General features: G+C 54.5%; 17 protein-coding genes. 2 read left to right on the top strand and 15 right to left on the bottom strand.

Features of this window, described 5'->3' with window-relative positions:
- Window positions 1-13: 13 nt before the first annotated feature.
- From TH30_RS19985 to TH30_RS19915, 15 genes are all read right to left on the bottom strand, one after another.
- The gene (locus tag TH30_RS19985; RefSeq protein WP_114099909.1) at window positions 14-802 is read right to left on the bottom strand and encodes a response regulator transcription factor; all 789 of its coding nucleotides are present in this window, start codon (window positions 800-802) and stop codon (window positions 14-16) included.
- A 266-nt stretch (window positions 803-1,068) separates the two neighbouring features.
- The gene (gene folP, locus TH30_RS19980) at window positions 1,069-2,184 is read right to left on the bottom strand and encodes a dihydropteroate synthase (protein ID WP_114099851.1); all 1,116 of its coding nucleotides are present in this window, start codon (window positions 2,182-2,184) and stop codon (window positions 1,069-1,071) included.
- 12 nt (window positions 2,185-2,196) lie between these two features.
- Window positions 2,197-4,140, bottom strand: a complete 1,944-nt coding sequence (ftsH, locus tag TH30_RS19975) for an ATP-dependent zinc metalloprotease FtsH (protein WP_114099850.1) — start codon at window positions 4,138-4,140, stop codon at window positions 2,197-2,199.
- 84 nt (window positions 4,141-4,224) lie between these two features.
- Window positions 4,225-5,676, bottom strand: a complete 1,452-nt coding sequence (tilS, locus tag TH30_RS19970; RefSeq protein WP_114099849.1) for a tRNA lysidine(34) synthetase TilS — start codon at window positions 5,674-5,676, stop codon at window positions 4,225-4,227.
- A 21-nt stretch (window positions 5,677-5,697) separates the two neighbouring features.
- Window positions 5,698-6,828 carry a tol-pal system protein YbgF gene (gene ybgF / locus TH30_RS19965; protein ID WP_114099848.1) on the bottom strand — a complete coding sequence of 377 codons (1,131 nt, stop codon included), beginning with the start codon at window positions 6,826-6,828 and terminating at the stop codon, window positions 5,698-5,700.
- Between the two features lie 153 nt (window positions 6,829-6,981).
- The gene (gene pal, locus TH30_RS19960) at window positions 6,982-7,476 is read right to left on the bottom strand and encodes a peptidoglycan-associated lipoprotein Pal (protein ID WP_068518111.1); all 495 of its coding nucleotides are present in this window, start codon (window positions 7,474-7,476) and stop codon (window positions 6,982-6,984) included.
- Between the two features lie 129 nt (window positions 7,477-7,605).
- Complete coding sequence (tolB, locus tag TH30_RS19955) at window positions 7,606-8,976, bottom strand: Tol-Pal system beta propeller repeat protein TolB (protein ID WP_114099847.1); 1,371 nt, start codon at window positions 8,974-8,976, stop codon at window positions 7,606-7,608.
- Between the two features lie 40 nt (window positions 8,977-9,016).
- Window positions 9,017-9,979, bottom strand: a complete 963-nt coding sequence (locus TH30_RS19950; RefSeq protein WP_114099846.1) for an energy transducer TonB — start codon at window positions 9,977-9,979, stop codon at window positions 9,017-9,019.
- 6 nt (window positions 9,980-9,985) lie between these two features.
- Complete coding sequence (gene tolR, locus TH30_RS19945) at window positions 9,986-10,438, bottom strand: protein TolR (RefSeq protein ID WP_114099845.1); 453 nt, start codon at window positions 10,436-10,438, stop codon at window positions 9,986-9,988.
- Between the two features lie 2 nt (window positions 10,439-10,440).
- Window positions 10,441-11,172, bottom strand: coding sequence for a protein TolQ (gene tolQ, locus TH30_RS19940; protein WP_114099844.1), 732 nt, complete (start codon window positions 11,170-11,172; stop codon window positions 10,441-10,443).
- Window positions 11,173-11,179: 7 nt separating this feature from the next.
- Window positions 11,180-11,641, bottom strand: coding sequence for a YbgC/FadM family acyl-CoA thioesterase (locus TH30_RS19935; RefSeq protein ID WP_114099843.1), 462 nt, complete (start codon window positions 11,639-11,641; stop codon window positions 11,180-11,182).
- Window positions 11,641-12,714, bottom strand: coding sequence for a Holliday junction branch migration DNA helicase RuvB (gene ruvB / locus TH30_RS19930; RefSeq protein WP_114099842.1), 1,074 nt, complete (start codon window positions 12,712-12,714; stop codon window positions 11,641-11,643). Before ruvB ends, TH30_RS19935 begins: the two co-directional genes overlap by 1 nt.
- Window positions 12,711-13,397: a Holliday junction branch migration protein RuvA gene (gene ruvA / locus TH30_RS19925; protein WP_114099841.1), complete on the bottom strand. Its 687-nt coding sequence runs from the start codon at window positions 13,395-13,397 to the stop codon at window positions 12,711-12,713. The genes ruvB and ruvA overlap by 4 nt, the downstream gene beginning before the upstream one ends.
- Window positions 13,394-13,924, bottom strand: a complete 531-nt coding sequence (gene ruvC / locus TH30_RS19920; protein ID WP_114099840.1) for a crossover junction endodeoxyribonuclease RuvC — start codon at window positions 13,922-13,924, stop codon at window positions 13,394-13,396. The genes ruvA and ruvC overlap by 4 nt, the downstream gene beginning before the upstream one ends.
- Before the next feature lie 130 nt (window positions 13,925-14,054).
- Window positions 14,055-14,801 carry a YebC/PmpR family DNA-binding transcriptional regulator gene (locus tag TH30_RS19915; protein ID WP_114099839.1) on the bottom strand — a complete coding sequence of 249 codons (747 nt, stop codon included), beginning with the start codon at window positions 14,799-14,801 and terminating at the stop codon, window positions 14,055-14,057.
- A gap of 485 nt (window positions 14,802-15,286) precedes the next feature.
- Here TH30_RS19915 and TH30_RS19910 point away from each other — a divergent pair, with 485 nt between their 5' ends.
- Together TH30_RS19910 and TH30_RS19905 are read left to right on the top strand one after the other, a co-directional pair.
- Window positions 15,287-17,461 (top strand): HAMP domain-containing methyl-accepting chemotaxis protein, encoded by a 2,175-nt coding sequence (locus TH30_RS19910; RefSeq protein WP_114099838.1) that lies wholly within the window; start codon window positions 15,287-15,289, stop codon window positions 17,459-17,461.
- Between the two features lie 362 nt (window positions 17,462-17,823).
- Window positions 17,824-19,306: HAMP domain-containing protein (locus tag TH30_RS19905; RefSeq protein ID WP_114099837.1), on the top strand; the 1,483-nt coding region annotated here is incomplete at its 3' end.

The following is a 19,306-nucleotide window of genomic DNA, read 5'->3' as shown; positions in this document are numbered from 1 at the left end:
TCGTAACGCCGCGTTATGATGCGTCGGCAGCGCCCAGAACAACCCCAGTCGAAGTAAAGGCATAACCACGACCATAGGCCGTTCGAACCGGCAGTTCTTCACCAATTTCCTTAAGGATTTTCTGGCGAACACGGCGGATGGCCGTATCGAGGTTGCGACAGTTTTCTGCGGTATCGGCCTTGCCAAGTTCCATAACGATTTCCGGGCGGGTCAGCCAGGCACCATTGGCTTCGATCAGCAATCTGATGATCGTGCGTTCCGTTGCAGTAAGGCTCGCCTCGTTCCCGTTTGGATTACGCAGGGTCCAGTTCAGCAGATCCAGCACCCAGCCATCATCAGGCACAACCTGTTCCTGGCCTGTGTCCATGTCACTGCGTGTCGTGCGGCGCATCAGCGGTTTCAGGGCGGCTTCAATGACCGAAAGCGGGCTGTCCTTGGTCAGATAGACATCCGCACCGGACTTGTAGCCGGTCAGATGATTATCCATGCCCGAAAGCGACGTCAGCATCATGATCCCGCAATCAATATTCTTGCGGACATGTTGCGCCAGTTCATAACCGTCCGCATCCGGAAGCATGATATCAAGAATGACCGCATCCGGTTTTCCGGTTTTGAGCGCACGATAAAATGCCGCACCGGTTTCGCATCCGACGACATCGAAACCGCACATATCAAGATATTCGCACAGATCCTTGTTCAGGTCTGTGTTGTCTTCCACGACGAACACACAGTGTTTCATAGCATCCCGGCCGGAAGTGGCACCGTCGAATACGGACTGCGCCAGACCCTCAAATCCGTTCATACAAAGACCTTCGCATTTACTTTTGCGCCAACCAACAGTTGTGACTTTTGAGTCACTTTTATTCATTCACTGTTTGGTATGTGACGATGCGTCCCAATGTGCAAGCCCCAACCTTCAAAGGTCAGAAAATGCCAGAATCCCGACAAAAAAAAGCAAGACCAACTCAGGTTGAGAATATCTTTCTTCAACAACCTGACTGATCTTGCTTTTAATCAAACCGTCAAAAATCACAAGCTATACAGCCAGTGATATATCGACCTGTCTTGCTATACGATTGAGGTGGAACTGGCCACGGAAAGCGCCTGTACGGTTTCCTGAACGTCATGCACGCGGATCATCTGAACCCCGTGACGCCATCCATTAACCGCCGATGCAATCGAACCACCCAAACGCTGTTTGGGTTCTGCCTTGGGATCGATTTTGCCGATAAAGGATTTACGCGACGTTCCAAGAAGGATCGGACATCCCAAGCCGTGGAAAATCGCCAACCGCGACAGAAGTTCCAGATTGTGCGACAGCGTCTTGCCAAATCCGATGCCCGGATCGATGCAAATGCGATCACGTGAAATCCCTGCCCGTTCGCAGCTTTCGATGCGATCAAGCAAATAGTCATAAACATCGAGAACAGCGCAATCATATTGCGGATCTGCCTGCATCGTGCCCGGTTCACCCTGCATGTGCATCAGCATGACCGGCTTGCCCGATGCAGCCGCAACTTCCATCGCGCGTTCATCACCCTCAAGTCCGGTAACGTCATTAATGATCGCAGCACCGGCCTCAATCGCGGCCTCCATTACCGAAGCATGGCGAGTATCAATTGAAATCACATGACCGTCGGCAGCCAGGTCACGGATGACCGGTACAACGCGGTTGATTTCTTCTTGTTCAGAGACTTCATCCGCACCCGGCCGGGTCGATTCGCCCCCGACATCAAGAATGGATGCCCCCATCTCGACCATCTTGCGGCCACGAGCAACCGCGTCAGCAGTCGTGTTGTAGTCCCCGCCATCGGAAAAACTGTCGGGCGTGACATTGATGATGCCCATGACGTGACAGGAAGCCATATCAAGCCCGGCATATTCCGGACGCTTGGCCATCAGCCGGTCAAGGACATTGTTGATTTCATCCACGCGCCCGCTGTTCTGAACCCAGCCTTCGAGGGCCAGAAGCGGCAGGATCATGCTTTCAGCACCACCACCTTCGCGACGACGAATGATTTCAAGGGCGGAAAACCCGCGCCGTGATCCCGCAAGCGGCAGCGTATTGGGATCATCGGCATGATCAATGAAACCCGTGGGTGCGTAGTAAAGCGGTCCATCAAAATCAGCAAAGCCCCGCACATCGGCGGGGCTTCGCAGGACCGATCTTTTGATCTCGTCCATCAGTCTCTTTCGTTAGCTTCCCGGTTGCGGTTCGGGAGAAAGATCTCCGCCACCTTCACCAGGGTTATCCTTGCGGGCACCACCGGTGCTCGGCACGGTGGAACGGCGTCCACCACCGGCATCCTTGCCACCGCCAGTCGAATGGCCCGAACGGTTGAGTTCCTCGCCGCGCAGCAGCGCGTTGATTTCATCACCCGAAAGGGTTTCATATTCCAGAAGCCCCTTGGCCAGAATATGCAGATCATCAAGATGTTCGGTCAGAACACGCTTGGCGAAAGTATAGGCCTCGTCAGAATAACGACGCACTTCCTCATCGATCAGCTGTGCAGTCTTCTCGGAAACATTCTTGTGCTGTGCCACGCTGTGACCAAGGAACACTTCTTCCTGATTATCAACGTATTTGACATTGCCAAGTTTGTCCGAGAAGCCCCATTCCGTGACCATCTTGCGGGCATACTGGGTCACCATATTGATGTCCGAGGATGCACCCGTGGTGACCTTGTCCTTGCCAAAGATGATTTCCTCGGCAACACGACCACCCATTGCAACTGCAAGATCGGAGATCAGCTGTTCATAGGATTTGGAAACCTGATCACGTTCCGGCAGACGCATCACCATACCCAGCGCACGACCGCGCGGAATGATGGTCGCCTTGTGGATCGGATCAGATGCCGGGGTGTGAATAGCAACCAGCGCGTGACCACCTTCGTGATAGGCCGTCAGCTTTTTCTCGTCATCGGTCATGATCATGGAACGACGTTCCGCGCCCATCATGACCTTGTCCTTGGCGTTTTCGAAATCGGCCATGGTAACGACACGCTTGCCAAGACGGGCTGCAAGAAGAGCTGCTTCGTTGACAAGGTTTGCCAGATCAGCACCCGAGAAGCCCGGCGTACCACGTGCGACCGTACGCAGATCAACATCCGGCCCCAGCGGCACCTTGCGGGCATGGACACCAAGAATGTGTTCACGGCCTTCAAGATCAGGGTTCGGAACAACAATCTGACGGTCAAAACGGCCCGGACGCAGCAATGCGGGGTCCAGAACGTCCGGGCGGTTGGTCGCAGCCACAAGGATCACGCCTTCGTTGGCTTCGAAACCATCCATCTCGACGAGGAGCTGGTTAAGTGTCTGTTCGCGTTCATCGTTACCGCCGCCAAGACCGGCACCACGATGGCGACCAACAGCGTCGATTTCATCGATGAAGATGATGCAAGGAGCGTTTTTCTTGCCCTGTTCGAACATGTCGCGCACACGCGATGCACCGACACCAACAAACATTTCAACAAAGTCCGAACCCGAAATGGTGAAGAACGGAACGTTTGCCTCGCCTGCAATCGCACGTGCCAGAAGCGTCTTACCAGTACCCGGAGGACCAACAAGCAGCATACCTTTGGGGATTTTACCGCCAAGGCGCTGGAATTTCTGGGGATCGCGCAGGAAGTCGACGACTTCTTCAAGCTCGCCCTTGGCTTCCTCGATGCCTGCGACATCATCAAAGGTCACGCGACCGGATTTTTCGGTCAGCATTTTGGCCTTGGATTTGCCAAAGCCCATGGCTTTGCCGCCGCCGCCCTGCATCTGCCGCATGAAGAAAATCCACACACCGATAATCAGCAGCATCGGGAACCAGCTGATCAGCGCGCTCATGAGCGGCGAAAGGCTTTCTTCCGGCTGTGCAATGATGCGCACACCCTTGTCATTCAGTTTTTCGACAAGGTTCGGGTAATTCGGGGTGTAAACATTAACAGAGCGACCGTCGCGCGTTTCTGCAATCAGAGTATTGCCCTGGATGGTGACTTCCGAAATCTGGCCGCTATCAACTTCGGCAAGGAAGTCCGAGAACGCCAGCGACGACTGGCCGGACCGTCCGGAGGGCGACTGAAACAGGTTAAACAAGGCCACCAAAAGGATGGCAATGATAACCCACAGTGCGAGATTTTTTCCCATATTCATTCCAAGCTACTGGTCGCAATTATGTGTGCCGTGACGCAAAACTTCCTGCGCAAGGCTTGAACATCAGATAGTCACAAGCCCTGCTTACGCAAGTAGGTTGCCGGGTTTCGGCGACGATTTGAAACCACTTTCCCACAAAGGTACCGGTGGTGCAAACCGCCATCGCCCGCCAAATGAAAATTTCCCCCTGCCCGGGGGCCATTCGCAGTCGGCGGCGGATAATACGTCGGAAAGCTCCGAAACCTCAAGCCCGCCAACGGATCGCAAGCCTTCTTTATCGTAGAGTGCAGGCATTGATGCAAGGGCTGCGCGTGGCAAATCACCAATAAATGGTACAATTTCGCGTAATGCAGCCCGAAATGCTTTCGTGTGACACACATCACAACGATCCAAAGGCGCAATCCACATGTGATCCTGTGGCGTTAATGTCTGCCGATCAAAGACCAATTCGAACCGGTTATCCCACCTTATATAACTGTCCCGACCAACAATGTCCCTTGCAACACGAAGCGGCTCCCGGTCCATGCGACCAAGTTCCCGATAAACGCAAATCTTGCCTTTGCGACCATGCAAGACGCAGCCCCCAAGACTGACACGCGCAGACGGGGCTGATGCCAATCTGGCAAGTGCAGCAGCCAAGCCGTCAATGGCCGGCATATAGGCGGCCCCGCCAACGGTGCGCACCACCTGCCCCAGCGCATAGACCCGCACAGATTCCGGAATTTGGGTGTCGGTCAACAGATCGCGGGCGCATTGCACCACACCGTTGCCATGCAACGTGACCGCCTGTGCCAGCAATCGGCCGATAGCGGCTTCAAACCTGATGCGCTCCGAAGCATCATCAAAAGATACCAAACCCGCACCTTGTGTTTGCAGCTCGTTGCGAACCCGCACGCGTTCGAATTTTTCGTTGCAGTTTGACGGGTCTTCCACCCATTCCTGACCCGATTGCCGAAGCGTTGCGATCAAATCGGTTTTCGGAACCGACAGCAACGGACGCAAGACACGCCCGTTGCGCAGGAAACGCCGGGCAGACATGCCCGCCTGCCCCATAGTCCCGGTCCCCCGGGCATCCCGCATGGCAATGGTTTCGGCCTGATCACCGCCATGATGGGCAACCAGCAGATGGAAGATGCCGCGATCAGCCATGAACTGATCAATCAGATCATAGCGTGCCTGGCGGGCGCGTTCCTGCACCGCACTGGCGGGTTTTGTCCCCTCCCAGCGCAGGATGACATGCTCGATCCCGTATCTGGAAAGCTGATCACCGACCCATCGGGCTTCGGCAGCAGAACCGGATCGCAGCCCGTGATCAACCGTGAGCGCAACGACCGAACCGCCACGCGCCTGACACCATTGATGCGCCAAAAGGGCAAGCGCCATGCTGTCCGCGCCCCCCGAAACACCAACGACCATTTTCGGGGCAGCTTCGAACGGAGCGAAGCTCATCATCAGGCGATCAAAGACAACGGCGTCCAATGGAGTTCCACTGGACGCCGCCGAAAGATTGTCATTTGTCGGGACACTGTCGGTCATGACATGCCTTTTACAGTCGGCTTACTGCGCGCATCCGCGATTTTTGCGTTCCTGACGGGCGCGATCAAGCACAACATTCGACGCGTTCGGGAAGTTATCAATCAGATGACTGAATGCAGTGCAGGCATCTTCATTCTTGCCAAGATTGGCAAGCGACATGCCAAGCTTCAGCAGATTGTCCGGTGCCTTGGTGCTATCGGGATATGTCTGGAAACCTTCGGTAAAGGCGATGGCAGCGTTTTCAAATTCCCCGCGCACATAATAGGTTTCGCCCAGCCAGTATTGCGCATTGCCCGCCAGCGGATCATTCGGATGTGCAGAGACAAAGCTGCTAAGTGCCTTTTCCGCGGCAGGGAAATCCTGTTTGCGCAGCAGACCGAATGCTTCGCGATACTGTTCTTCGGGTGTGCCACCAGACAGGGCAGCAGACTGGGTCTGTGCACCGGCAGTTGCAGCGGCACCTGACGGAATTTTCGGCGGCTGACCTTCGCTTTCGATCACGCCAAACAGTTTGGTTCCGCGATCATTAAGCGGTTCGCCAGTACCGGCACCACCGCCAAGATCACCCGATGAAACCGCGTTACCGGTCGGGGTCGCTGTATTTGCCTGCCCGGCTGCAAGCGGGGACGCGCCAGTTGCACCACCCGAAACGGCAGCACCACCTTCAAGCTGCCCAAGGCGGAAATCAATATCAGCCACCAGCCGTTCAAGCCGTTCTTCGATCTTGCGGATGCGGAAATCGAACTGCTCAAGCTGTCCGGTCAGTTGGGAAGAATTGCGTTGAAGTTCGTTAATCTGGACCTGCTGACGGGCCGCAGCCGGGGTCGAGGCGTCTGCACCGCTTACCGCACTCCCCGCAGCAGCGGCTGCACCATTGGTACCCTCGCGATAGACATAGCGCTGTAAAAGATCAAGATCCTTGCGCAGCTGTTCGACCTGCCGGGACATGTTCGCATCCTGTGCATGCACAGGAACAGACCCAAGTGACGTCACGCCAAGCACTGTACCAATGGCAAGTGCGACAAGAAAGTTGCGGCCTTTGCGCGAAGTTGCGGCCCCTGTTACGCGTGAAGCTGTGATATTGGCCCAAACAGAACGGGCGTGATCACAGGCAATAATTTGCGATTCAGTCGTGGGTCGAACTCGGATCATTATCAGGTCCTTTGTCGTCAATGCGGTCTTCGATGCGTCACTATGAACAGGACAGCATGACATTTTCAACATTTTCAGGCGGCAAAAATAAGGCGCCTGCCCCGGATGGGACAGGCGCCTTGATATTCAAGTCAGGCTTTCACCTGCACGCGCTTAACGGATAACCGATACAGCGCGGCGGTTTTTCGCCCAGCTTTCTTCGTCATGGCCAAGAGCAACCGGGCGCTCTTTACCATAAGAAATGGTCTCAACGCGCGACGGGTCGATACCCAGAGCGATCAGGTAATCTTTAACCGAGTTCGCGCGGCGTTCGCCGAGTGCAAGGTTGTATTCACGGGTGCCGCGCTCGTCGGCATGACCTTCAACAACAACTTTGTACTGCGGGTATTTTTTCAGCCAAGCGGCCTGCAGTTCGAGGGTGCGACGTGCTTCACCGGCCAGATCGTATTTATCGAAACCAAAGAAGACGCGGTCACCAACGTTAACAGCGAACCACTCTGGGCTGCTTTCCGACAGCGACGTGCTGGTGGACGGCTGGTTTACAGTCGATACACCCTCGCCACCAGTGGTCGCAGAGCTATCAGGTGCAGTTTCACATGCAGCCAGAAGAGCGGCAGCAGCAAAAACGCTGAGAATACGAAGTTTCATTTAAGTTTTCCCCTTAACACCGGACGCATTCGCCCGAGGTTGGTGTTTTCCATGTCTCGCGACACCGAAAATGCCCGCGATTAAAGCGAATCGCATTCAGTGCTTCGCGATGACTATACTCTTGAGATATCAGGGAATCAAGGGTGACCATGCTGGGTCCGACCCATCCGCAGGTGTAACGATCTCTCGTTCGTTATAACCTGTGAGATCGATCGAATACAGACGATAGCGATCCTTGGTCCCGTCCCTGGACGGGTGCTGGCGGTGATACATCAACACTCTTCCGTTCGGAGCCCATGTTGGTCCCTCGACGAGGAACCCTTCGGCCAACAGCCTTTCACCACTGCCGTCTGGCCGCATGACACCGATATAGAACCGACCTCCTTGTGATTTGGTGAATGCAATCAGGTCTCCGCGAGGCGACCAGACCGGGGTGGCATAAAGACCGCCACCAAAGCTGATACGCTGTACGCCCCCACCATCTGCATTCATCACGTAAATTTGTTGTGACCCACTGCGATCAGAGTTGAACGCAATGCGCGAACCGTCAGGCGAGTAGGAAGGCGAGGTATCCACGGCCGGATGTCGCGTCAGCTGGTGCTTTTCGCGCGTGCGCAGGTCCAGTTGATAAATTTCACTGTTCCCGTCAAGCGCTTGCGACATGACAACCGAGTTCCCGTCTGGCGCGAATCGGGGTGCAAAGGTCATCCCCGGAAAATCGCCCAGCAATTCCAACTCGCCGGTATCAATGTCCAAAACATAAACGCGTGGCTTGTCGTTGAAGTACGACATATAGACCACTTCCTGTGCTGTCGGCGAGAAGCGCGGGTTCAGCACAAGGAACCGACCGTCCGACAGGAACCGGTGGTTTGCACCATCCTGATCCATGATCGCCAAACGTTTCACACGTTTGTCGGCCGGGCCTGTTTCAGACACATACACAATTCTGGTATCGAAATATCCGCTTTCGCCGGTGATGCGCTTATAGATCTCGTCGGCGATCTTGTGTGCAATCCGGCGCCAGTTATTGGGCTGTGTGCGATAGGCAACCCCTGACATCTGGGTTTCTGCCAACACATCCCAAAGACGGAATTCGACACGAAGCAATCCGTTTGGTTCCGTAACAACACGACCATTGACCAATGCCTGGGCATTGATGGCGCGCCATTCGGCAAAGTTCGGGTTGACCGCCAGCGAAGCAGCACTCTGGATGAATGCCTTCTCATTGATCGGTGCAAACAGCCCCGAACGTTCGAGGTCGGCGGCAATCACCTGTGTCAGGTTTTGCCCGATCTCGGTCTCGGCAACACCGTCGCCCGGGAAACGGGTGACAGCAATTGGCATCGGCTTGAGTTCACCCCGGGTGATGTCAATCCGGAGTTCCGCCTTTGCCGGCGACATGAAACCGACATTCAGGCCAGCGACAACGGCAAGGGCACACAGTGTGGCAACACCGCTTCTTACCCAAAATCGTTTTCCTGCGTTGGTCTTGATCGTCATCCTGCCTCGCTATTTTCCACGCGTGTTCAAGAACTTATCACTAAAGGCCCAGCATTTCACGCATGTCGAAATTAAACGTGAATGTGCGCCACATTTCGTATTTATCCAGCGGCAGTTTTAGAGGACTGCATTGCGGATTTAGCACTGCTCGCAAAGCACTTTCTGCAATCGTACGGCGAGAAGAATCGCCCTGAATGTCATTCAGATTACTGATGCGTGCCTGTCGAACAGTTCCGTCGGGATTTGCGCTGACATGAATTTCAACAGCAAAGTTCCCTGCTTCCTTTGCACCCGCCGGCGGGCTCCAGCAGCGTTCAATCTGACGTTTGACCGCATCAAGCTCGCTCATGGTCAGATTGGCATCCAGTCTGGTTGCAACAACCTCGCTGGCATTTTCCTCTGGAACGTCATCGGGTTGCGTATCCGGTGTTGCCTGTGCCGTCTCCTTTAGCTTGCTCACATCCTTGAGAACGCTCATGAGGTCGCGTTTCTTCGGTTCCTCCTTTTTCGGTTCCGTTTTTTTCACCGGTTCCGGTTTGGGAGGCTGAGGTTTGCTATCGGGTTTGACCGCAGCCAGTTCTTTTGGCTTTGGTTCAGGTTTTGGTTCAGGCTCTTTTTTAACCTCGGGCACGGGCACCGGTTCCGGTTTTGGTTCGGGCTTTGGCTCGGGTTTCGGTTCCGGCTTGGGTTCCGGTTTCGGCTCAGGCTTTGGCTCGGGTTTCGGTTTCGGTTCCGGTTTCGGTTCGGGCTTCGGCTCCGGCTTGGGTGTCGGTTTGGGCTCCGGTTTCGGCTCAGGCTTGGGTGCAGGTTTGGGTTCCTTTTTCGGTTCGGGCTTTGGCAAAGCCTTGGTCGGGGCAGCAGAAAACTCGTCCACTGTCACGACTTCGACCGAAATGGACTGCAATTCCAGCGGCGTTTCATCAAACAGGTCAGGCAAACCCAGCCATGCGACCAGAAACAGCGCAAGATGCAAACCAAGCGATATGAGAGCGTAACGCAGCATCGTCTGTTACGAGCCCTTTTTGGGCAGTTCGGCGATCAGGGCGACCTTGGTAAAGCCGGCATCCTTGATCAGCCCCATGACTTCCATCACGCGTCCATAATCAATGGCCTTGTCCCCACGGACAAAGATGCGTGTGTCAGCCTTGTTGTCGGTAATCGCGGCGAGCTTTTCGCTCAGGGTGTCCTGGGCGATCTCGCTATCCATAATATAGATGGTGCCTTCGCGTGATACCGAGACAACAAGCGGTTCGTCCTGCCCGGTCATCGGGGCAGCACTGGTTTCAGGCAGATCAACCTCGACACCGACTGTCATCAGCGGGGCTGCGACCATGAAGATCACAAGCAGCACCAGCATGACGTCAACCATCGGTGTGACGTTGATATCGCTCATTGCGGCACGCCGGTTATTGCGACGTCCGCGGCGACCTCCGCCAGATCGGGATGCGAGTTGTGCGCCCATGATCAGTCTCTCGAATCGTCAAGTTGGCGCGAGAGGATCGAGCTGAACTCGTCCACGAAAGCTTCCAGACGATTATTGTAACGATTAAGGTCGCTGGAAATCTTGTTATAGGCAACAACCGCCGGAATAGCGGCAACAAGGCCCATGGCGGTTGCAAACAATGCCTCGGCAATACCCGGTGCAACCACAGCCAGCGACGTGTTTTTCGAAGCCGCAATCGACTGGAACGATACCATGATGCCCCAGACCGTCCCGAACAGACCAACGAACGGTGCGGTTGAGCCGACCGATGCCAGGAAGGTCATGTAACGTTCAACCCGGTCCATTTCACGGCCCAGCGTAATTTCCATCGACTTTTCAAGGCGCTGCTGCAAACGGGCACGCATGGTGTCCCCATGGACGCCGCGTGCGTTCGAACGACGCCATTCGCGCATTGCCGATACAAAGATCGCCGACATCGGATCACGCGGCTTGTCCGCAATCCGGTCATACAGGTCTTCAAGCGAACCGCCCGACCAGAAGGCTTCTTCAAAGGTATTTGCCTGCGCGCGCAGTTTGCGAAGGCGCAAAATCTTTTCGATTACGATCGCCCATACCCAGACAGAAGCCATCAAAAGCCCGATCATCACAGTTTTGACGACCAGTCCAGCCTGCATGAAAAGTCCCCACAGAGACATGTCATGTGCCATGACCGACTGCCCCAGCGTTACCGCGTCGACCACTTGATTTTCCATATTCCCGTCAGTCCTTGTTCACATCCAGATATCGACTAAATATCGTTCTTAATTCATCGGGCAGTCTTTGTGCCCGAAGCTCTTCCAGCGACATGCAGGCGAGATAAATCTCGATCACCACAAGTATTTCCCCGTCGCGCATGACTTTCTGTTCGAAACCAAGCGATGCGCCCCCTAGCTTAATCACCCGGCTTTCCACCGTCAGGCGGTCTTCCAACTGGGCAGCGCGACGAAAATCGACGGTACAGTGTCGAACCGCTATGGCAACTTTGTGGCGTTCTGCAACATTTCGATTGGTAAAGCCCAACAGGTTAAGCATCGCTGAACGCGCACGCTCGGCAAATGCAAGATAGTTGGCATGATAGACAATTCCGCCCGCATCAGTGTCCTCATAGAAGACAACAAGCGGATAGACATGCCGGGTGCCATCCATATAACCCAGCAACGCATCGTGATGATTGTGTGGCATCAGGAATCGCCCCCGGACGACCCGTTAATCTGCCGGTCAAACAGGTCCGATATCGGCATCCCGCCCGCCTCGCGCGGCGGTGTCAGACCAAGATGCTGGAACCCCTTGATGCCCAGCATACGCCCGCGCGGGGTGCGCTGAATCAGGCCCTGTTGCAGCAAATAGGGTTCAATCACGTCTTCGATGGTATCGCGCTCTTCTGACAAGGCTGCCGCTAGCGTATCAACACCAACCGGCCCGCCGCCATAGTTCCCGGCAATACAGTTCAGATACCGGCGGTCCTGACTGTCCAGACCAAGATTATCGACTTCAAGCCGGGTCAGTGCGGCATCGGCAATAAATTTATCAACCGGTGACTTTTCGGCCACAGCGGCAAAATCGCGCACACGACGCAGCAACCGTCCGGCAATACGCGGCGTTCCGCGCGACCGGCGGGCAATTTCCATCGCGCCTTCTTCGGTCATATCGAAATGCAAAAGCCGCGCCCCACGCGAAACGATGCTAACCAGCTCTTCGGGTTCATAGAACCTAAGACGCAACGGAATCCCGAAACGGTCACGTAACGGCGTGGTCAGAAGCCCGGACCGGGTGGTTGCACCAACAAGGGTAAAGGGCGGCAGATCAATCCGCACAGAGCGGGCAGCCGGTCCCTCGCCGATGATCAGATCAAGCTGGAAATCTTCCATCGCCGGATAAAGGATTTCCTCCACCGCCGGGTTCAGACGATGAATTTCATCAATGAACAGAACGTCTCGCGGCTGAAGGTTGGTCAGAAGTGCGGCCAGATCACCAGCCTTGGCGATCACAGGACCGGAAGTTGCGCGGAAACCGACACCAAGTTCGCTGGCAACGATTTGCGACAATGTGGTTTTACCCAAGCCCGGAGGCCCGAAGAACAGGACATGGTCCATGGCTTCTTCACGGGCGCGCGCGGCCTGAATGAACACATCAAGATTTTCGCGCACTTCTTTCTGCCCGGTGAAATCATCCAACCGGCGCGGACGCAGCGATCCATCCTGATGATCTTCTTCGCGACGCTCACCACTGAGCAGGCGATCTTCTTCTTCGCTCACGCGCTAAGCTCCTTTAGTCCCAGACGGATCAGGGTATCAATCGATTTGTCTTCACCCGCCTGCTGGGCTGCTTTGCCCACCGCCCCGAAGGCCTCGGAGCGGCCATATCCAAGATTAACCAGTGCCGAGACGGCATCAGCCATCACCACACTATCATCGACAACCGGTTCGACCGGGGCTGTGTGCACGCTCACATCGGCTGATGATTTGTCAGATTTCTTTGATTTCGTCGGCTTTGCCGGTTCCGGGGCCGCTGGTGCTGCCACCGGGCCAAGATTGAGCTTGGCGGCCTTGTCTTTAAGTTCGCCAACGATACGGGTCGCAACTTTCGGGCCGATGCCCGGTGCGCGACACAGGGCTGTTGTATCTTGGGCGGCAAGCGCGCGCAGCAGATCGGTCGGGCTGAGAACAGACAAAAGTGCCAGTGCGACCTTGGCCCCGACACCCTGTACGGTGGTCAGCAAGGAGAACCACTGCTTTTCCGCATTATCGGCAAAACCATACAGATGAATGTGATCTTCGCGGACATGGGTTTCGATCATCAGACCGGCATCCCCACCCTTTTGGGGCAGCATGGATAAAGTCCGGCGCGAGGCAAAAACCAGATAGCCGACACCATTCACATCAATGATGACACTGTCTTCGCCAATGAAATCGACAATTCCGCGCAGTTTCGCGATCACCTGTATCGTCTCCCGTTTCCTGTTGGTTTGGCCGCCATGCTTGCCGCAAGCGATCTGTTTCCGGCATGTTGCGCGTGACAAATGGCAACTGCAAGCGCATCAGCCGCGTCCGCCCCGGCAATTTCACATCCCGGAAGCAAGGTCGAAACCATCATTTCCACCTGCTGTTTGGCAGCATGACCCGCACCCACAACAGTCTTTTTGACTGCATTGGGTGTATATTCCGTTACCGGAATACCATTCCGTGCCGGTGCCAACAATGCGACACCACGGGCCTGACCAAGTTTAAGGGTGGATACCGGGTTTTTATTGACGAAGGTTTCTTCGACTGCGGCTTCGTCAGGTGTCCAGATCCGGATCACTTCGATCAGTCCGGAATGGAGCTGATCAAGGCGTTCTGCCAGGGTCAAAGACTGGGTCGAGGTAACAATACCGTTGGCCACATGGCGCATGCGGTTGTCCTGAAGGTCAATGATCCCCCAGCCCGTACGTTGAAGACCGGGGTCGATTCCGAGAACTCTGACCACAGTGTCACCCTAAAATTCAGAAACCAGATACAAAACACCCGCCATTCACAAAATGAAGGGCGGGCATAGAACCGTCCCCGAATATGATGGCCTTGGCAACCATATTCGGGGGAGAGGTTTTTAAACAAGTCTAGTTATCGAGACCGGCAACGATTTCGTCGGTCCAGGCAACGTTGGTCCAGACGTTCTGGACGTCATCGTTGTCTTCAAGCACATCAACAAGTTTCATGATGCTCTGTGCCTGATCGACATTGATTTCGGCTTCGGTTACCGCACGGAAGACCATTTTCGCACTTTCCGGATCGCCGAACTTTTCAGTCAGCGCTTCGCGCACAGCGTTAAGGTCTTCAAGTTCGGTATCGACAACGTGGCTGTTTTCATCAGATTCAACATTCGCCGCACCCGCTTCGAGGGCTGCTTCGAAGATTTCGTCTGCATCCGCAGCATCGGCCGGATAAACGATTTCACCAAGACGGTTGAACATGAAGCCGACCGAGCCGGTTTCGCCAAGGTTACCACCGCTTTTTGCAAAGGCAGCACGCACTTCCGACGCCGTACGGTTACGGTTATCGGTCAGGGCTTCGACGATTACGGCAACACCTGCGGTGCCATAGCCCTCGTAACGAACTTCTTCGTAATTGTCGCCGTCGCCAGCACCGGTCGCCTTTTTGATCGCGCGATCGATGTTGTCCTTGGGCATGTTCTGCCCGCGCGCCGCTGCAATTGCCGCACGCAGACGCGGGTTGCTGTTGATGTCGTCACTGATCTTTGCCGACACGGTGATTTCGCGGGCAAGCTTGGTGAAAATCTTGGCGCGCTTTTTATCCTGCGCACCTTTACGGTGCATGATGTTCTTAAATTGGGAATGGCCGGCCATAACCTGTAACCTGTATTCATTGAACTCGATGTGGAACGGTATCGGCTGATACCACGCCGGTCATGCGGGAGTTCCCTGTCAGACCAGCCCGCTCGGGCATCCGCAAGACTGTTTTATGTCATCTGCAGCAGACACGAACGAAAAATTCGACCGCTCCTATAGCGTGTTTACCTGTGAAGGTCCAGCGATGCTTGGCATTCCGAACACGATCTCGTCGATGACACTCCCCGCCAGCCCGACGCCAGCCCTTTGCAACACCGTAATTTTCTTGCAATTCGTGGCACCTGTTTGGTTTGATGTTGCAGATGTAAGGATATTCTTTCATTAATAACAAGAAGGGTACTTATTAAACTAAAGAAGAATACTCTCAGGGGTCCAAGAAACCGGCTATCAGCAAAGGGAGCAATGCCCTTTCAAGCGGTCGAGTTAACCCGAATGGACAAAGAAGCCATACGGGAACAGTCAGGAAACAAAGGTTAGATAGAATGGGAACTAAATTCGGGGTCCAAAGCAAATTACTGATTTCATTTGCTCTGGTTGGACTGATGGCGGTTATTTCCGCTGTCGTCGGCGCGGTTTCTTTCAATAAGTTCGGTGATGCTCTTACGACCATCACAGAAGAAAAGCTTCCGCCAATTGCAGCAGCCCAGGCACTGGCAACAGAAAGTGCCGAGATCGTCGCCATTGCACCGCGCATTGTTGCCTCTGCGAATACCGACGAAGAAAATGCGATTAACGATGAACTCGCCTTGCGTCTTCAGGAACTCGTTTCGAAAATCAACGAGATCGAAGCCACCGGTTTCATGCCCGAGGTTATTGCCAGCATCAATAACAATCGCGGACTTTTGCAGGACAATCTGGAAAAGCTCCACACGGTCACGCAGGAACGTTTCCAGATTTCTGACCAAAAATCCGAGAAACTCGCAGAATTCCAGAATTTGGCAAAACGTTATGCCGATACGCTGAAACCGGTTCTGTCTTATACGCAAAACGATATCTCGCAGGGCGGACAGTTCGCCGCATCGCTGAAAGATGATCCGGCAAAGCAGTTCAGCACTGACAAAGAAGAAATTCTGGAGACCTTCCAGAAATATGCCTCGGCAATTGATGTCCGCACCCCGATCCTTGATATCGAGCGTCTGGGTTCTGCCGCGGCCAACATGATTATTTCGAGCACCACGGAAACGCAGGCCGTTCGCCTTTCGATCATCCCTGTGCGAATTCGGGGCACCTATACCGACGCACTCAGCAAGCTTGACTCTCTTGGCAATGAACGGCTTAAGGCGTTCTATGTCGATCTGATCGAAAAGATGCAAGCCCTTTCGATCGGCGAAGGCAGCCTGCCCGAATTGCGTAAACGTGAACTTGAAGCCAGCGAACAAAGCCAGGCACTTGTGGTTCAGAGTGGCGAATATGCCAATGCCATGCGCGCAAGCGTGAATGAACTGGTTGCCGGCCTTAATCAGGAAGTTAACGATGCCGCGGCCCAGGCAAAGGTTGTTGAAAAACAGAGTTTGACGGCCCTTGTTGTCGTTGCAGCCATTGGCGTTGTCATTTCACTTCTGATCTATGTTCTGTATGTCCGGGGTAACGTTCTGCGTCGCCTTGGCAGCTTGCAGAAAACCATGGTTCAGCTTGCGGATGGAAATCTGGAAGTTATCGTTCCGGCCAAAGGCAATGACGAAATCAGTGCCATGGGCCGTGCGGTCGAGGTCTTTAAGGACAATGCCCTTAAGGTTCGAGAGATGCAGGCCGAGGAAGAACGCCTTAACCGCGAACGCAACGAGGCACTGCGCGACGAACTTCTTGCCCTTGCCGACACCTTGCAGGGTGAAGTCGAAACAGCGGTGAATGAAATTGCCGCACTGGGCGAGCAGCTTCAGGGCGTTTCGGGTCAGATGACATCAAGTGCCGAACTGGTTTCCGGCCAAACCGAAGATGTTGCCAATTCTGCGCAGGAAGCCACCGGCAATGTTGAGACGGTCGCAGCTGCAACCGAACAGCTTTCGGCATCGAATGCGGAGATCAATCGTCAGATGGCGGAATCCACCCGCATTTCTGGCGAGGCATCAACCCGTGCCCAGCAGACCAACGAACTGGTGGTCAGCCTGTCACAATCGGCTGATCGCATTGGCGAGGTTATCGCACTGATCACCGATATTGCCGAGCAGACCAACCTTCTGGCACTGAACGCCACCATTGAGGCGGCCCGTGCTGGCGATGCAGGCAAGGGCTTTGCGGTTGTTGCCGCCGAGGTCAAAAACCTTGCCAACCAGACCGAAAAAGCAACCGAGGAAATCTCGGGCCAGATTGCCGGCATTCAGAAAGCAACCGGTGAGTCTGTCAACGCGATTGGCGACATTGGCCGCATCATTGAAAATATCAATGAGATTGCCACCACGATTTCGGCGGCGGTCGAGGAACAGGGTGCTGCAACCGACGAGATCACGCGTAACGTGCGCGGTGCGGCGGATCGGACCCGGTCTGTCTCGGCCTCAATCACGGAAGTCGCCAGTGAAACCGGCAAAACTGGTGAACTGTCCAGCCAGGTTCTTGCAACCGCACAGGATGCGTCCGAGAAGGTCGAAAACCTGCGGTCACGGATCAACGGTATTCTTGATGATCTGCGCAAACAGGCACATGACCGGGCAGCGTCCTGATCGAAGCCTGAACACTCCTGACTTCAAGGGTCCGCCACATGGCGGGCCCTTTTTCGTTTCTGTCACCTCTGCTTACCAAGACAGCCCACCTGTCAGCGTTAGCCACAATATACGCAAAAGCAACACAACCTATACGTCTGGTTGAGCATAAAAACTCATGCCTAGTTTGTACTCTGTGTGCTATATGAGCGGTAACTATAAATGATAAGTCACTTTTTCCGGTCATGCCGCCCCACGATCTGGCTGATCGGCCTTCCTTAAGTGACGCCTCCGGGAAGCTACATCTGAGAGACCCGTAATTAGTGTGTCGATGCAGTTCTGCGTCGATACTCGACTTATTCGTCTATGGGGTATCAAGAACTATGGGACTTAACTTTAAGCGCGGCACCTCCCCGTCGTCATCCAGTAGAACAAAAAAGTCAGGACTGGGGGTTCGCGAAAAACTTGCTGGCGCGTTCTTTCTCGTCGGTCTGATTGCCATCCTTGCAGCAAGTGTATCGGTATTCTCGTTCAACAAGTTTGGCGGGCAGCTTGACGACATTACCTATGAACAGCTTCCTCCAATGTTCACAGCCCAGCAACTGGCAACCGACAGTGTGAAAGTTGTAGCAGCAGCACCGCGCATCGTCGCGGCAACCTCGCCCGAGGAAGAACAGGTTGTAAAAATCAAACTTGATATTCTGCTCGACAGTCTGCGCGAGAAACTTGACGTACTGGCAAGTTCGGGATTGCCCACGTCTGCCCTGTCGCAAATCGAGGTAGATGGCAAACAGCTTGCCCAGAATCTTGAAACCCTGCACGAAACGACACTTCGCCGCTTCGACGCCGCAAATAAACTTGCGGAAGGCATCGGCAAGTTTCAGGACCTGAACAGCAAATATAACTCGATGCTCAAGCCGTTGCTGGCAATGTCGCAGAACCAGATCAACAATATCGGCAATCAGGTTGAAGAAATCCGCAAGGATGTTTCATATCTGACATTTGAACAGAAAACCCAAGGCACAGAACTTCTGATCAAACTTGACGATGCCATTGCCGAACGCGAACCGGTTCTTGAGCTGTCCAAGCTTGGTGGCGAAATCGCAAACACCGTGCTTGGCGCAGCATCCAGCAACGACGAGACACGCCTCAAGATCACAGGCGTACAGGTCAATGCCGCAATCGGTGCAGTTGAGACCCTGATCGAAGGCCTGAAGAACAAAAAACTCCAGAAATACTATTCCGACCTTATGAGCGAGATCAAACCGCTTGCCGTTGGCGATAACAGCATCCCGGCCATGCGCCTGTCCGAACTTGCGCTGATCAAGGAACAGGCGGATGTTGTTGCGGAAAGTGGTGAATTTGCAACGGCGATGGAAAGCGGTGTTGATGCACTGGTTCAGTCCCTGCAAACCGGCGTTGACCGTTCTGCCGGAGCAGCAAAGACCCTGAATACCCAAAGCACCTACGTGATGTATGCAGTCGGTGCCTTGGCGATTGTTCTGCCGCTTATGATCTTTGTTTTCTATGTCCGTGGCAGCCTTTTGCGTCGCCTTGCCGGTATGCAGAAAACGATGGTGTCGTTGGCCGAAGGGGATCTTGAAGTTGATGTCCCGTCAAGCGGCAGTGACGAGATTGCAGCAATGGGCCGTGCGGTTGACGTGTTCAAGGAAAACGCCATCAAGGTCCGCGACATGCAGGCCGAGGAAGAACGCCTTAACCGTGAACGCAATGAAGCCCTTCGCGACGAGTTGCTCAGCCTTGCCGATACGCTTCAGGGTGAAGTCGAAAGTGCGGTTAACGAGATCGCCGCCCTTGGGGAACAGCTTCAGGGCGTTTCGGGTCAGATGACCCAAAGTGCCGAAC

It is taken from the genome of Thalassospira profundimaris, from assembly GCF_003326795.1.
Taxonomy (GTDB): Bacteria; Pseudomonadota; Alphaproteobacteria; order Rhodospirillales; family Thalassospiraceae; genus Thalassospira; species Thalassospira profundimaris_C.
Note: the sequence above shows the minus strand (reverse complement) of the source record. Positions and strands in the feature narration are given on the sequence as shown.

Bases quoted from the DNA above. Each gene is read 5' to 3' on its own strand.
- TH30_RS19985 (WP_114099909.1), bottom strand. From the start codon at position 802: ATGAACGGATTTGAGGGTCTGGCGCAGTCCGTATTCGACGGTGCCACT.
- folP (WP_114099851.1), bottom strand. From the start codon at position 2,184: ATGGACGAGATCAAAAGATCGGTCCTGCGAAGCCCCGCCGATGTGCGG.
- ftsH (WP_114099850.1), bottom strand. From the start codon at position 4,140: ATGAATATGGGAAAAAATCTCGCACTGTGGGTTATCATTGCCATCCTT.
- tilS (WP_114099849.1), bottom strand. From the start codon at position 5,676: ATGACCGACAGTGTCCCGACAAATGACAATCTTTCGGCGGCGTCCAGT.
- ybgF (WP_114099848.1), bottom strand. From the start codon at position 6,828: ATGATCCGAGTTCGACCCACGACTGAATCGCAAATTATTGCCTGTGAT.
- pal (WP_068518111.1), bottom strand. From the start codon at position 7,476: ATGAAACTTCGTATTCTCAGCGTTTTTGCTGCTGCCGCTCTTCTGGCT.
- tolB (WP_114099847.1), bottom strand. From the start codon at position 8,976: ATGACGATCAAGACCAACGCAGGAAAACGATTTTGGGTAAGAAGCGGT.
- TH30_RS19950 (WP_114099846.1), bottom strand. From the start codon at position 9,979: ATGCTGCGTTACGCTCTCATATCGCTTGGTTTGCATCTTGCGCTGTTT.
- tolR (WP_114099845.1), bottom strand. From the start codon at position 10,438: ATGGGCGCACAACTCGCATCCCGATCTGGCGGAGGTCGCCGCGGACGT.
- tolQ (WP_114099844.1), bottom strand. From the start codon at position 11,172: ATGGAAAATCAAGTGGTCGACGCGGTAACGCTGGGGCAGTCGGTCATG.
- TH30_RS19935 (WP_114099843.1), bottom strand. From the start codon at position 11,641: ATGCCACACAATCATCACGATGCGTTGCTGGGTTATATGGATGGCACC.
- TH30_RS19915 (WP_114099839.1), bottom strand. From the start codon at position 14,801: ATGGCCGGCCATTCCCAATTTAAGAACATCATGCACCGTAAAGGTGCG.
- TH30_RS19910 (WP_114099838.1), top strand. From the start codon at position 15,287: ATGGGAACTAAATTCGGGGTCCAAAGCAAATTACTGATTTCATTTGCT.